We start from the raw sequence: 12,967 nt of genomic DNA, 5'->3' as shown, positions 1-12,967 counted from the left end.
AAGGACGTTGGAAAAAGTAAAGGCAGCCATACTCGGTCCCGGCAACATCGGTACCGACCTCATGTACAAGCTCCTGCGCAGCAAGTACGTGGAAGTGGCCATGATGGTGGGCATTTACCCGGAATCCGAGGGCCTGGCCCGGGCCAGGTCGCTGGGCATTAAGACCTCGCACGAGGGGATAGAGGCGATACTCCGGGAACCGGAAATCAAGATCGTCTTTGACGCCACCGGGGCCAAGCCCCACCTCAAGCACGCTCCCCTTCTGCGGGAAGCAGGTAAGATTGCCATCGACCTCACCCCGGCGGCGGTGGGGCCGTATGTAGTGCCGGTGGTGAACATGGACGAGCACCTGGAGGCCATGAACGTGAACATGGTCACCTGCGGCGGCCAGGCTACGGTGCCCATTGTGGCGGCCATCAACCGTGTGGCGGGCGTGCAGTATGCGGAGATAGTGTCTTCCATTGCCAGCAAGAGCGCCGGGCCGGGAACCCGCCAGAACATTGACGAGTTCACCGAGACTACGGCCAGAGCTCTGGAAGTGGTCGGCGGGGCGAAAAAGGGAAAGGCCATCATCATCTTAAACCCTGCCGAGCCGCCCATTATGATGCACAATACCATTTACACTTTAGTCGAACAACCGGATGAGGAGAAAATTCACGCCGCGGTACACGATATGGTGCGGCGCATTCAGGAGTACGTTCCCGGGTACCGGCTCCGGGTAGAGCCCCTGGTGGAGGGGAACAAGGTGACCACCATCATTGAGGTGACCGGGGCAGGCGACTTCCTGCCTACCTATGCGGGCAACCTGGACATCATGACCGCGGCGGCCGCCCGCGTGGGCGAGCTGATGGCCATGCGCCTGCTGGGCCTCTACGGGCGAAAGGAAGTGGGAAGCTATGCCTAAGATCAGGATTATGGACACCACCCTGCGGGACGGCATGCACGCCATGTCCCACCAGTTTACCCCGGAGCAGATGGCCAGGGTGGCCGCGGCGCTCGACGAGGCGGGCGTGGACGTCATCGAGGTTTCTCACGGCGACGGGCTGGCCGGCTCATCCTTCCAGTACGGTTTTGCCGCGGCCACGGACGAGGAGTACCTGAAGGCCGTCGCGCCGGTGCTCAAGCGGGCCAAGCTTGCCGCTCTGGTGTTGCCCGGCATCGGCACCTGCAAGGACATGGAAATGGCCGTAAAGGCGGGGGTTAAGGTCTTCCGCATTGCCACCCACGTCACCGAAGCAGACATCTCGGAAGAGCACATGGGCCTGGCCAAGGAAATGGGCGCCGAAGTGGTGGGCTTCCTCATGATGTCCCATACCGTGGATAAGGAAAAGATTGCCGAGCAGGCCAAGTTGATGGAGAGCTACGGCGCGGATGTGGTCTATGTGGTGGACTCCGCCGGGGCCATGACCCCCCCGGAGGTAAAGGAAAAGGTCGGTTACCTGTGCTCCTGTCTGAACATCCCCGTGGGTTTCCACGCCCATAACAACCTGGGCCTGGCCATCGGCAACACCCTGGCGGCGGTGGAGGCCGGGGCCACGGCAGTCGACGGCACGCTGCGCGGCCTGGGGGCCGGGGCCGGCAATGCGCCTACGGAAGTCCTGGTGGCGGCCCTGAAAAAGGTGGGCTGCGAGGTGGACGTGGACCTGTACAAGATCATGGACGCCGCCACCGTGCTGGAGCCCATGATGCGCCGCCCGCAGGTAATTGACAATGCCTCCATCATGCTCGGCTACGCCGGGGTTTATTCCAGCTTCCTCCTGCACACCTACCGGGCGGCGGAGAAGTTCGACTTGGACCCGCGGGACATTTTAATGGAGCTGGGGCGCCGCAAGGTGGTAGGTGGCCAGGAAGACTACATTATCGAGGTGGCCTATGAGATGGCCCAGGGGAGGAAAAAATCGAGGTAGCGGTGTTCCGGGTGCGGCGGAAGCCCTGGCCGGATGTCCTGCCGGTGCGGGGGAGGTGAAGACGATATGGAATGGGATTTACTGGAAAAGACCACCTTTTGGGTGGAAGGCGTGGAGCTGAGAGATGCCGATCTCGGGGCCGTAGCTGCGGCGGCGGCCGAGGCGCTAGGGCTGCCGGAAGACAAGGTCATGGTGGTGGACGTGCGACCGGGGGTGGTGGCCTTTGACGTACTCCAGCGGCACGTAAGGGCGGAGCAAGTAGCGGGCAAGGGCAGGGAGATTTTAGAAAAATTGCGCGGGCTTCCCAGCGTGCTGGTGTCCCCTGAAGCATCCGTTCACTCCGAGGGGGTGCTGGGGCTCATTTCCCTGGAGCCGGGACTGGTCGGTGACGTCCTGGCGGCTGCGGAGAAAATGGCCGCAGAGGTGAAGGAAGCCGTACTTAGGCGGGCGCTGGTTTTTGCCTCCGGGAGTGAGGTCCTGGCGGGAAAGATCAGGGACGCCAATTCGCCTTACATCATCGCCGCACTGGAATCTTGCGGTTACAGGGCGAAGTTTGGGGGAATATTGGAAGACGATTTGACGGCGGTGGTCAACAGGCTGGAAGGGGCGCTGCAGGAAGGGTACGGCCTCATCGTCATCACCGGCGGTGTGGGCGCGGAGGATAAGGACTGCAACATCGAGGCCATCCTCAGGCTTGACCCCCGGGCCCACACCCCGTGGATACTGAAGTTTGACCCGGACGGGCGGCGCCACCATAAGGAAGGCGTGCGTATTGCCGTGGGCCGCGTGGGCATAACGCGGCTGGTGGCCCTGCCGGGACCCCACGAAGAAGCCAGGTTGGGATGTCAAGCCCTGTTGGAGGGCCTGGCGCAGGGCATGGATGATGCCCGGCTGGCAGAGAGGATAGCTTACGTGCTGCGCCGGCGCTGGCAGGAGCGGGTAGGCACCCCGGCGCACCACAGGTGCCCGGGATCCGTGGGGAACGGTTGAGAAAAGAAGGGGGGTACGGAAGGTGAAGGTGGTAAATCTTCTGGCCGTGGTGGAGGCGGAGAAATGTAAGGGGTGCCGGACCTGCGAGCGGGTCTGCCCGGTCCTGGCCATAAAGGTGGTAAACCGCAAGGCCGTAGTGGACGCCGCGCGCTGCCGGGGTTGTGCGGCGTGTGAACAGCGCTGCCCGGACTATGCCATCACCATGGCCAAGAGGGATGAGCCCGTAGTGGTGGCCGTGAGCACGGAGGGCCTTGATTACGCCCAGGTGGTGGACCTCTGCCGGCGGGCGAGGCTGCACCCGGAGCAAATAGTGTGCTACTGCACGGCCACGCGGGCAGAGGAAGTGGCGGCGGCCATTTTGAGGGGGGCACGCTCGCCGGAGGAAGTTTCTTTCATGACGGGAGCCCGCACCGGTTGCAAGGTGGAGTGCATCCAGCCCATCCTGAGGCTCCTGGAGGCGGCGGGCGTTACACCTGCGCCGCCCAAGGGAGGCTGGCAGTGGTACGGCCGCACGCCCACGGTATGGGAAATACCCGAGGGAGTGAAACAAAAGTACACGGGGCGCGGGTTTTACTTTGACGAGGACATCAAGCTCTTGAACCGGGTGATCGAAGCACCCCTGCAAGGAGGGAGTGATAGCTGATGCGTCCTCCAATCCCGCCCATTCCGCCGCGCAAGTCCCAGTACGGCATCGACCCTTCCCTGGTGAAGAAAAGGGTCTGCGAGCTTCCGGGCATGACCTCGGTCCTGCTCAAGGATCTCTTCCCGGACCTGCCCGAAGTCATCTACCCGGGCGGTGAAGGAGTGGCGGCGGTCCGCAGGGCTACGGAGGAGGCCCTGCGGAAGGTGGACATGAGCCGGATCAAGCCGGAGCACTCGGTGAATATCCTCGCCTCCCACCACGGTTTCACCCTATTGGGCGGCGAGCCCTATGCGGAGATGCTGAAAACCATTAAGGACGTGGTGGAGGCGCGCACGGGGTGCAAGAACATCCGCCTCCGTGCCGGTGTAGGGCTGCGCTTCAGGGAAACGGAGGAGTACATCAAGCGCTTTGGCTTGGACGAGTATTTCCACGGCAAGGCCGCAGGCGTGGCGCCCATTGACGAGGGAATTCCCATCGAGACGGAAATCGGCACCCTTTACGGGATTAAGAAGGTCTACGACGCCGACTGGATCATCCACGCCCACAACTCCGATGTGCGGGAGGTCCACTTCCACCGCCAGGTGGACCGGGCGGTTAAGCCCTTCGGCATGTCCTACGCGCGCATCGAGACCCGCTCGACCTATCACCAGAACCTGGGGCCGCGGGCGGCCAACTTCACGGCCCGGGCCATTTTCGACTCGCCCTTCGTGCAGAGCAAGTTTGCCTTCGCCTGCTTCCTGATGGTGGCTCCCAACGGCATCATGGGTGTGGATGCGGACAACGATTTGTACGCCTTAAACGACCGCGTGACTTACCTGGGCTGCCGCTACTACGGCAAGATGATGACCCTCTTTGGGGAAATAGACGAGTGCATTGTGGCCCTGGACTTTCCCTGCCCGGTGGTTTACGTCTTCTCCGCCGGGGTCATCTACGCCAACTTTGCCGGCGCGAATACCGACTTGTACGACCTGGACAACCCCCTGCCGGGTTACACCTGGTATACCGAGGCCTTTTACGGCAAGCGGGGCAGGCCCCTGCTGGACGACGTGCCGCCGCTGAACCCGGCCATTAAGATGTGCGTGCACAACTACGCCTGGACGGGGTACCCCAGCGCCTTCTTCAGCGAGCACATCCCCACGGTGGTGGTGGGGTGGGAGCAGGCGGAACTTTTCAACCGCGACCCGCAAAACCTCAATTACATGAAACATGCCGTGGTGGCCGAGACCACGGAAGCGGCCATGGAATTTGCCTACAAGGTGACCGGCACCAGGAAGGTTTTAATCTTCGATGGCGCCATCGGCGGCATTAATTTAAGCGAGCCCCTGGCGGAGTTCCTCCTCAAGAAGGCGCCAGCGGTCAGCGAGCGCGTGGAAAACGAGCTGCTGCCCAAGTGGCTGAGGCAGAGGGGCGTGGACCTGTCCCACTTAAAGCAGTAGCCCCGGCAACGGAAGCAGGTTTAGGGGGTGCGGCCGGCTTAAAAGGCCGGGCCCTCCCCCTCCCCACCCCTTTTGGCGGGAGCGGACATAAGAGTTCGCGAGGCTTAGGGAGGTGATGCTGCGGGCACGCTTGCTAGATTTATTAACCCGGCCGCAAAGCGTCTCCACAACTTACATTGCCGGAAGGAGGCAGTTGGTACGCGCTATGAAAGGAAACCCGCTCATGGAAAGGGGCTACAGCTTAACGGAGAGCATCAGGGAACTCTTTAAAAACCTTTCCTTCCCCGGGGTGACGACGGGCCTTATCGGGGCCCTGTTCAGCAGCATGGGCCCGGGGATGATCGTCATGAACGCCGCCAAGCAGGGCAAGCTGCCGGATGAAGTTGCCGTCTCCTGGATTTTTATCATTTTCCTTATGGGCGGGCTGGCCACCATGTTCATGGCCCTCTACTACCGCACGCCGGTGGTCATTGCCTGGAGCATTCCCGGCGCGGTGCTCATCGGGAAGTACCTGGCCGGCGGCGGGACCATTTACCAGGCAGCAGGCGTCTACATGACGGTGGCGCTGGTGGTGCTTCTCCTTACGGCCACGGGGGCCATCAAGGCCGTCATTGAGCACATCCCCGTGCCCATCATGCTGGGGATGGTGGGCGGAGTTCTTTTGAGCTTTGGCATCAACGCCTTCGGCAATGCCATGAAGCTGCCGGCGGTTTACGGCATCATGATCCTGGTCTTTGCCCTCTGGTACTACTTTAAAGGATTGTCGTCGAAAATACCCGGCGTCGTGGTGGCCATGATCGTGGGGGCGGTGCTGCTAAAGGTTAACGGCATGACCAAGTCCATTCCCGTGGCCTGGGAAGTGGCCAGGCCGGTGTTCGTATCGCCGGAATTTTCCCTCAAGAGCATCGTCGAGCTCGGCATCCCCCTCTTCTTTATGGTCGTGGGCGTGCAGAACATCCAGGCGGTAGGCGTGCTGCTTTCCCGGGGTTATACGCCGCCGGTAAATGCCATGTATACGGTTCCCTCCGTGATAACCTTCATTAATGCCCTTTTCTGCGGACACACGGGGGTAACGGCGGGCCCGAGCACGGCCATTTGTTCCAGCGATATTGCCGGTCCGAAGGAGCACAGGTGGATAGCCGCCTTCTTTGAGGGCGTCTTCTGGGTGAGCATAGGTCTGCTGGCCAAAATAGGGGTGGAGAGCGCCAAGCTGGCGCCGGCGGAATTTATGCAGGTGGTGGCGGGCCTGGCCATGTTTGAGGTTTTCAGCAGCGTTTTTGAGATTGCTTTCAGCCAGAAGTTCCGCAAGGGCGCTTTGGTGGCCTTCTTTGTGGCCGCTGCCAACGTTTCCCTGTTCAACATCGGCGCCCCCTTCTGGGCCATCGTGTTTGGCGTGCTGATGTCGCTCATTACGGAGAGGGATCACTTTGCCTTCGCGGCCAAGAAAAAGGCTGTGGAGGCGGCGAGATAAAGAGAAAGAGCCGGCACATGGTGCCGGGCCGGTGAAAGGAGCAACTAATGCGCAAAAGCAGCCGGGGCAATTCGGTCCCCGGCTCTTTTATCTATGCGGAGAAAATGTAAACCATACTTTACAAAATGCAAGGAAAAATGTAAAATGGGACGGACAATATTTTGATTTTTGGTGGTGTGGTTGATGCCCTTTCTAAGTGAAGAGCAGGCCCTAAAGGTAATGATGAATTTTAACCCCTGGTGGACGACGGGTACCGTTTTAAAGGAAATGAACAAGCCCGTCAGGAGGGTAGCCTTTTATGAAATAAAGAGGGTATTGATGCACCCGAAAGTGCGCCGCATAGTTTTTCTCTCCGGGGCGAGAAGGGTCGGAAAAACAACCCTAATGTACCAGATGATAGGAGATCTTTTGAGTCAGGGGTTTCCTGCTAGGAGGATACTGTACCTTTCCTATGATCACCCTTTATTGAAATTTTTCGATATGGGAAAACTGGTGGAGCTCTTTATGCACAACGTATGTGGTAATGGGGATGACGTGTTATATCTTTTCTTTGATGAAATTCAATATGCGAGGGACTGGGATAAGTGGTTGAAGGTGCTTTATGATGGCAATTTTCGCTATCGGATAATGGTTACCGGCTCTGCCGCACCTGTTCTTGCTGCCCGCGGTATAGAAAGTGGGGTGGGTAGGTGGGTGACGGTAAAAATTCCCACCCTTTCATTTTACGAGTATATAGAGCTAATTGGTGTGCCGGAGAGACCATCTCTTCGCAGGGGGATAAAGCCGACCAGGTTGCATTACCTTAGCAAAAGTGAATTAAGTGAATTAATGTTCATTTTATCCGGTTTGCAAAAACATTTTCACCGTTACCTTTTAGTTGGGGGGTTTCCCGAGCTTGCTTTGTCCGATGATACTGCTTTTGCGCAGCGTGTCCTGCGCGAAGACGTAGCGGACAAGGTGTTAAAAAGAGATTTGACGGCACTCTTTGGAACAAGAAATGTTAACGACCTCGAGAAAATTTTTCTTTACCTCTGCCTTCATAGTGGGGGAATAATTGTGCAGGAATCATTGGCCAAGGAGATGCAGGTATCCCGCCAGACGGTAGCTCATTATCTGAGCCTCCTGGAACAATCCAACCTGATTTATATTAGCAATCCCGTAGAAGTAGGTGGGAAAAAGGTGTTAAAGAGAAAGCCGAAAGTATATGTAGCGGATGCTGCTTTACGAAATGCCGTCCTTCTCTTGGATGAAAGCGTTTTATCAGACCCTAATGAAATGGGAGTGATTGTGGAGACGGCGGTTTTTAAACACGTAGCCGCCTTTTACTACCCGGTGCTCCCAACTATAGGGTACTTTCGGGGTAAAGGAGGGAATAAGGAAGTAGATATAGTTGTTTCCTTGCCGAAAGGAAAAATATTGCTCGAGGTTAAATATAAAGAAGAGACTTCTCTCAAAAAAAATGACGTCTTGGTGGAACTTGCCGATTTGCCAGATACTTTGGGAGCCTTGCTCATTACGAAAAATGCAGATGATTACGGTGTGCTGCCATTTAAGACCGCTACACCTGTGATTAAGATTCCGGCGTTTGCTTTTCTTTATCTTTTGGGTCATGCAGAAAAAGAATCAAAGCAAGGTGTGAGTTCCCTGCAGTAGGGCTTTTAAATACTGCACCTCGCTATTTTTGGGGGGGCATACCGAGTTCATCTCCCCGGAAGCCTTGATTTACAAGGAATTCCGGGCCTTGTTAACTTTCGCTAAGGAAGTTTACAAGAAGCTAGAGTGCTTGCCAGACCTAGAAAAATCAAGTGTTCCGGGACCTGGTTGCTAATGGAAATCCGAAACAATCCGGGCGGATACCCGGTAAAATCAAGGGGTTCGGAAGGGTTCATTTGCAAATATATTAGCAACTCATTAGCAATTTTTGCGAACATACTAAACCCAAGCCAAGCCAGCCTGCGGGAAAGCGAAGAAAGGGCCAGGCCCGCCGGGAAAGAGACCGGTGGGCTTTTCGTTTTATCATAATGGTGACCTAGGGCTTTGTTACCGTTTTTCGGCTCGGATCTCCTCGGCCAGGGCTTTCTTGTCGATCTTGCCCAGGGGGGTGAGGGGTAGGGCCTCACGGAAGACGTACTGCCGTGGGATCTTATAGTCGGCCAGACGTTCGCGCAGGAAGGCTACCAGTTCGGCCTCTCCTACTGTCATACCAGGCCGGCATACGATATAGGCTCGGCCTACTTCCCCCAGTACGGGGTCCGGTACACCCAGGCAGGCGGCCATCAGCACCGCCGGGTGCCGGGTGAGAGCGTCCTCGATTTCCGCAGGGTAGACGTTGTAGCCGCCGGTGATGTACATTTCTTTGAGCCGACCCACCAATCTGAGGTAGCCCCGCTCGTCCAGCACTCCCAGGTCTCCGGTGTAGAACCAGCCTTCCGGGTCCACGGCCTTAGCCGTCTCTTCGGGGAGGCGCAGGTACTCCTTCATCACGAACTCGCCCCGCAGGGCGACCTCGCCCACCTCTCCCGGGGGTAACTCCCGCCGGTTGGCGTCCACGATTTTTAGCTCGAACTCGGGCGCTATTTTGCCCACCGTGGAAAACACCGTTTCCACGTCGTCTCCGGGAGCCGTGTAGGTCGCAAAGCCGGCCACCTCAGTCATGCCGTAGCCGGTGCGGACGTCTGCGCAGATGCGGAACATGCCCTTGATGACCTCCCGGGTGGGCGGGGCCCCTGAGACCACGGCCAGCCGCACGCTGGAGAGGTCGAACTTCCCGAAGTCAGGCAGGGCGAATTCCATGGCGAACATGGTGGGCACCTGCCCCAGGAGCGTGACGCGCTCCCGGGCCACCATTTCTAATGTCTTTACCGGGTGGAAGGAAGGTAGGGCCACTAGGGTGGCCTTGCCCATGATGGCGGCGAAGGAAAGTTCGGTGGCTCCGCCCACGTGGTTGACCGGCAGGTGGAACATGAGGCGGTCCCGCGGCCCGATGTCCCACTCACGGGTCTCGGCCAGAATGTTGGTGATGATGTTGCGGTGGGTCAGCACCGCGCCCTTGGGCCGGCCCGTTGTGCCGGAGGTGTAGACCACCAGCACGCCGTCGTCGGTGCTCACGACGGCCTCAGCTTCACGTAGCACCGCGTCCTCTACGGCAGCCCCCTTCCTCAGGGCCTCGTCCAGGCTTACCGCGCCTGGAACCGCAGCCTCCTCACCGCACACCAGCAGGGTCTCCAGGCTTGGACACCTTCCGGCCAGCTCGGATCCAAGTTTCTGCCAGTCTACGCCGCCCAAAGAACCCGCCAGGGCCAGCACCCGTGGCCTGGAGTTGTCAAGGATGTACTCCAGCTCCGGCCGGGTGTAGCGGGGGTTGAGGCCCACCAATAAGGCGCCAATCCTAGCCCCGGCCATATAGGTGTAGAGAAATTCGGGCCCGGGCGGAAATAGGTAAGCGATAGCGTCACCCCGTCGCACGCCGGCCTTAAGGAAGAACTTGGCGAGGTGAGTGACCTTTTCCCAGGTTTCGCCATAGGTGACGCGGTAGCCCTCGCCTACGATGAGTTCCTGGTAGGGCGCGGCATGGGCCGCCTCGCGGAGATAGTCCGAAAGCAGATTAAGCTTCTTATCGGTACGCGTCAGCATATTAGTCCTGGCCTCCCTTTTTGAGAACCATCAAATAGTTAACGCAGGAGAGCACTTCTTCGTTATTCTGATTGAAGGCTTTTGCCTCCAGCACTAGCACTCCACGGTCCGGTTTTCCAGTGTCTTGCTTTTCCAGCACTCTTATTCGCGCGTACAGAGAGTCTCCAACAAATACAGGCCTAACAAAACGCACATCGGTCATGGCCACGTGGGCTACTACCGTATCCTCCACTAGGCCCAGGCGGTCCCACAGGCCGAGCAGCACCGACAGGGTGAGCAGTCCGTGGGCCACACGCCTCTTAAACGGCGTGCGGGCAGCGAAGTGTTCGTCCACGTGAATGGGATTAAAGTTTCCCGAAAGACCCGCGAAGTTGACCAAATCCGCGTCGGTCACGGTGCGTCCCTTGGTCACGAATTCCTCGCCCACCTGAAAGTCCTCGAAGTAGCGGCTGTACAAGGCATCATCCCCCCAAACTTGCTTAACATCTGTAATTTTCGAATTTTCGGGACACGCTATCGACCTACCCTTACCCCATCACATTTTGACCAGGTGGTACCCATGTGTCCCTTCAAAGCAGCATTCGACACCGGATAAAGCAATTCCTTTAACCCCAAGTTTAAATCCCAATGTCTAGCCCAGCACCAATGGTTTCCCTTTTTCGGGAAACACCACCCTGCACCTTCCTTCAAACCGCCTGAAAAACTCCCGGTTTTCCGTATGTACGGGGATGAGGATTTCCGGCCTCACCGTCTCCACCAGCTCCTCTATCCCCGGACCGTGGACGTGGCCGCTGGCGTGGAAGCCGGACTTTTCCCTGTCGCGGCCCAGGGTGCCGTAGAGCCTGAACCCGAAGAAATCTATCCAGTTGCGCACCCGCTGGTGGTCGATGAGCATTTCCTCGTTGAACGCCTCACTTGAGGAGTAAATGTACGTCCCGCCCCTGGGCTCAATGTCCAGGAGGGCGTGGAAGTCGTAGTAGGAGAAGCACAGGATGTAGGAGCCGGGGTCGGCTTTAACCTCTGCCGCATCAACCGTCCTTTCGGGTGCGCACTCGCTGAACCTCGCCAGCAGGGCTTTTTCCCACTTCCTCCGTTCGGCCTTGGGCTGGATGTAGAGAACCACTCTCTCGTCGGTGTACGGGTCGGGTACGCCAGGCACGCCCGCCGCCCTGAGGGCCTCCAGGAGGTAGACGTCCTTTGCGGTGAGTGCGAGGCGGCGCCCGGTTTCGCCCGCTATCTCCAGGAACGACAGCAGGCGCTCCACGTTCCGGGGGCCGAAGTCGGCCACCACCAGGCCGCTTTCTCTTTTCACCGCCTCGAAGCAGTTGGCGGCCACTTCTTCCTCGGTCACGGGCCTCTCCACTTCTGGGTGAGTGCCTTCGCAGATGAGGGCCACAGGCCCGAGCTTCGTTGCTTCGCTGATAAACTGCCTGGTTAAATAAGCATGCTTTCCGTGCAGCCGCAAGTCGCCTGTATAGACAACCCAACCCGCGGAAGTCAAAACGGCGAATGCCCCCGCGCCAGGCACGGAGTGGTCCACCGGCCAGAAGCGTACTCTCAGGCCGGCAACCTCGGCCTCTCCGCTGCAGGCCATCAGGGGGGTGCAGCAGAGTTCGCGCGAGGCATCACACTGCTCCCAGAAGGACGCCGCATCAGGTGTTACCACGGTGCACCCGAAAACCCGGAAAGGGCGCTGTACAGCCGGGGCGGGATTGCTTTTGGTGACCCGCACCGTCTGGATGAGGCCGTCCTTGAGCTCCCGGGGCACGGCGTAGCAGAGATCCTGAAGCCTGTTGCCCCCTCCGGTGTCCTGCAAAACCTTGCAGATGAAGGCGCTGGCAAGGCTCGCAAGCACCGGGATGTCTTCCCGGAGGTAGGGCAGGTAGCCGCAGTGGTCATAATGGGCGTGGGAAAGCAAAACCCCTTGCACTTCCACCTTCCGGAACAGCGGGTGAGCGGAGCACCTCTGCCACACCTCCGGGTACTCCAGGTCGGCCCGGTAGAGGCCCTGCAATGGTGGTAGCAGGTCCAGCGCCAGGAGGTCTGTGAAACCGAAGGTATTCCTCGGTTGGAAGAAATCATCGAAGTACCTGCCCTCGGCTCCGAAGTTGGTGCCGAAGTCGAGAAGGAGAGCCGCGCCGCCGTCCTCCAAGAGCACCTTATTGCCGCCAATGCAGCTGATACCGTCATAGAAGGTGAGAATAGCCGCCAAAAATACCACCCGTTTCATCCTTAATGAAAGGGAATCAAAAATCCTTCGCCCCAACGCATCAACAGGTCACCGTTTCACTCCACCAGGTTGGTTTCTCCAGAGAGGTAAGTCGTTGACCATATTCTCCACCGACAGCATGTTAGCAAAGCCTTTCCTTTCGATCATCGCACTCCACTCTTTTAAAGCCGTAGCACACCAGACCGAAAAATGACCCTGTTAACCCGAACCCTGCAGCCATCCACCCGCACCTTAACTGCCTCGGAGTTTTTGGCCAAGCGCAAGAGCTTCTGAAAAGATTGCAGGACTATTTCAGCTTCAACACCCCATTCTGCGGGTCTAGAAAGAAAAATTGGACGTTCGTCACCAGGTGACCGTATCTCGCCAACCATTCCTCAGGTACACGTCTGTCATTGCCAAAAACAAGGAACTTGATCTTACTATCTGTCTTTTCTAATAGCCATACATGCTCAGAGATAATGGAAAATTTGGCTGGTGGTATCTGGGTACCGCGCACAAGGGTGTAATATTTTGCGTCGCCAATGATAGTTCTATCTGGCGACACCATGTCGAACTTCTTTGGTGAGACTGTCGCAAAACCCCCTGAAGCTCAAAACTGGCAGACTGACCTGAGCGTTTAATTCGTGAGGAAGTTTATCCTTATTTGGCAAGGAATCT

Annotated in this window: 10 protein-coding genes; 7 read left to right on the top strand and 3 right to left on the bottom strand. The window is 58.1% G+C overall.

The annotated features are described in order from the left end of the window. Window positions 1–7 precede the first annotated feature (7 nt). The 7 genes from G454_RS0109045 to G454_RS0109015 all read left to right on the top strand — a co-directional run bounded on the left by G454_RS0109045 (window position 8) and on the right by G454_RS0109015 (window position 8,100). Window positions 8–904 (top strand): acetaldehyde dehydrogenase (acetylating), encoded by an 897-nt coding sequence (locus G454_RS0109045; RefSeq protein ID WP_027718373.1) that lies wholly within the window; start codon window positions 8–10, stop codon window positions 902–904. Beyond that, window positions 897–1,907: a 4-hydroxy-2-oxovalerate aldolase gene (gene dmpG, locus G454_RS0109040; protein ID WP_027718372.1), complete on the top strand. Its 1,011-nt coding sequence runs from the start codon at window positions 897–899 to the stop codon at window positions 1,905–1,907. Before G454_RS0109045 ends, dmpG begins: the two co-directional genes overlap by 8 nt. A gap of 66 nt (window positions 1,908–1,973) precedes the next feature. After that, on the top strand, window positions 1,974–2,897 hold the full coding sequence (locus G454_RS0109035; protein WP_027718371.1) for a molybdopterin-binding protein: 924 nt from the start codon (window positions 1,974–1,976) through the stop codon (window positions 2,895–2,897). 22 nt (window positions 2,898–2,919) lie between these two features. Next, window positions 2,920–3,540: a (2Fe-2S)-binding protein gene (locus G454_RS0109030; protein WP_027718370.1), complete on the top strand. Its 621-nt coding sequence runs from the start codon at window positions 2,920–2,922 to the stop codon at window positions 3,538–3,540. Then, window positions 3,540–4,976, top strand: a complete 1,437-nt coding sequence (locus tag G454_RS0109025; RefSeq protein WP_027718369.1) for a hypothetical protein — start codon at window positions 3,540–3,542, stop codon at window positions 4,974–4,976. The genes G454_RS0109030 and G454_RS0109025 overlap by 1 nt, the downstream gene beginning before the upstream one ends. Before the next feature lie 205 nt (window positions 4,977–5,181). Continuing rightward, entirely contained in the window at window positions 5,182–6,447 is a 1,266-nt protein-coding gene (locus tag G454_RS0109020; RefSeq protein WP_035107525.1) for a benzoate/H(+) symporter BenE family transporter, read from the top strand. A 171-nt stretch (window positions 6,448–6,618) separates the two neighbouring features. Then, window positions 6,619–8,100, top strand: coding sequence for an ATP-binding protein (locus G454_RS0109015; RefSeq protein ID WP_245574361.1), 1,482 nt, complete (start codon window positions 6,619–6,621; stop codon window positions 8,098–8,100). 387 nt (window positions 8,101–8,487) lie between these two features. Here the strand turns inward: G454_RS0109015 and G454_RS18455 are convergent, their stop codons facing one another. The 3 genes from G454_RS18455 to G454_RS0109000 all read right to left on the bottom strand — a co-directional run bounded on the left by G454_RS18455 (window position 8,488) and on the right by G454_RS0109000 (window position 12,310). Beyond that, window positions 8,488–10,080: a class I adenylate-forming enzyme family protein gene (locus G454_RS18455; RefSeq protein WP_051276139.1), complete on the bottom strand. Its 1,593-nt coding sequence runs from the start codon at window positions 10,078–10,080 to the stop codon at window positions 8,488–8,490. 1 nt (window position 10,081) lies between these two features. Further along, window positions 10,082–10,537: a MaoC/PaaZ C-terminal domain-containing protein gene (locus G454_RS0109005; protein ID WP_027718366.1), complete on the bottom strand. Its 456-nt coding sequence runs from the start codon at window positions 10,535–10,537 to the stop codon at window positions 10,082–10,084. 174 nt (window positions 10,538–10,711) lie between these two features. Beyond that, window positions 10,712–12,310: an MBL fold metallo-hydrolase gene (locus G454_RS0109000; RefSeq protein ID WP_035107524.1), complete on the bottom strand. Its 1,599-nt coding sequence runs from the start codon at window positions 12,308–12,310 to the stop codon at window positions 10,712–10,714. Window positions 12,311–12,967: the final 657 nt, after the last annotated feature.

It is taken from the genome of Desulfovirgula thermocuniculi DSM 16036, from assembly GCF_000429345.1.
GTDB lineage: Bacteria > Bacillota > Desulfotomaculia > Desulfotomaculales > Desulfovirgulaceae > Desulfovirgula > Desulfovirgula thermocuniculi.
The sequence above is the reverse complement of the archived record's forward strand: the minus strand, read 5'-3'. Positions and strand labels throughout refer to the sequence as shown.

Bases quoted from the DNA above. Each gene is read 5' to 3' on its own strand.
- G454_RS0109035 (WP_027718371.1), top strand. From the start codon at position 1,974: ATGGAATGGGATTTACTGGAAAAGACCACCTTTTGGGTGGAAGGCGTG.
- G454_RS0109020 (WP_035107525.1), top strand. From the start codon at position 5,182: ATGAAAGGAAACCCGCTCATGGAAAGGGGCTACAGCTTAACGGAGAGC.
- G454_RS0109025 (WP_027718369.1), top strand. From the start codon at position 3,540: ATGCGTCCTCCAATCCCGCCCATTCCGCCGCGCAAGTCCCAGTACGGC.
- dmpG (WP_027718372.1), top strand. From the start codon at position 897: ATGCCTAAGATCAGGATTATGGACACCACCCTGCGGGACGGCATGCAC.
- G454_RS18455 (WP_051276139.1), bottom strand. From the start codon at position 10,080: ATGCTGACGCGTACCGATAAGAAGCTTAATCTGCTTTCGGACTATCTC.
- G454_RS0109000 (WP_035107524.1), bottom strand. From the start codon at position 12,310: ATGAAACGGGTGGTATTTTTGGCGGCTATTCTCACCTTCTATGACGGT.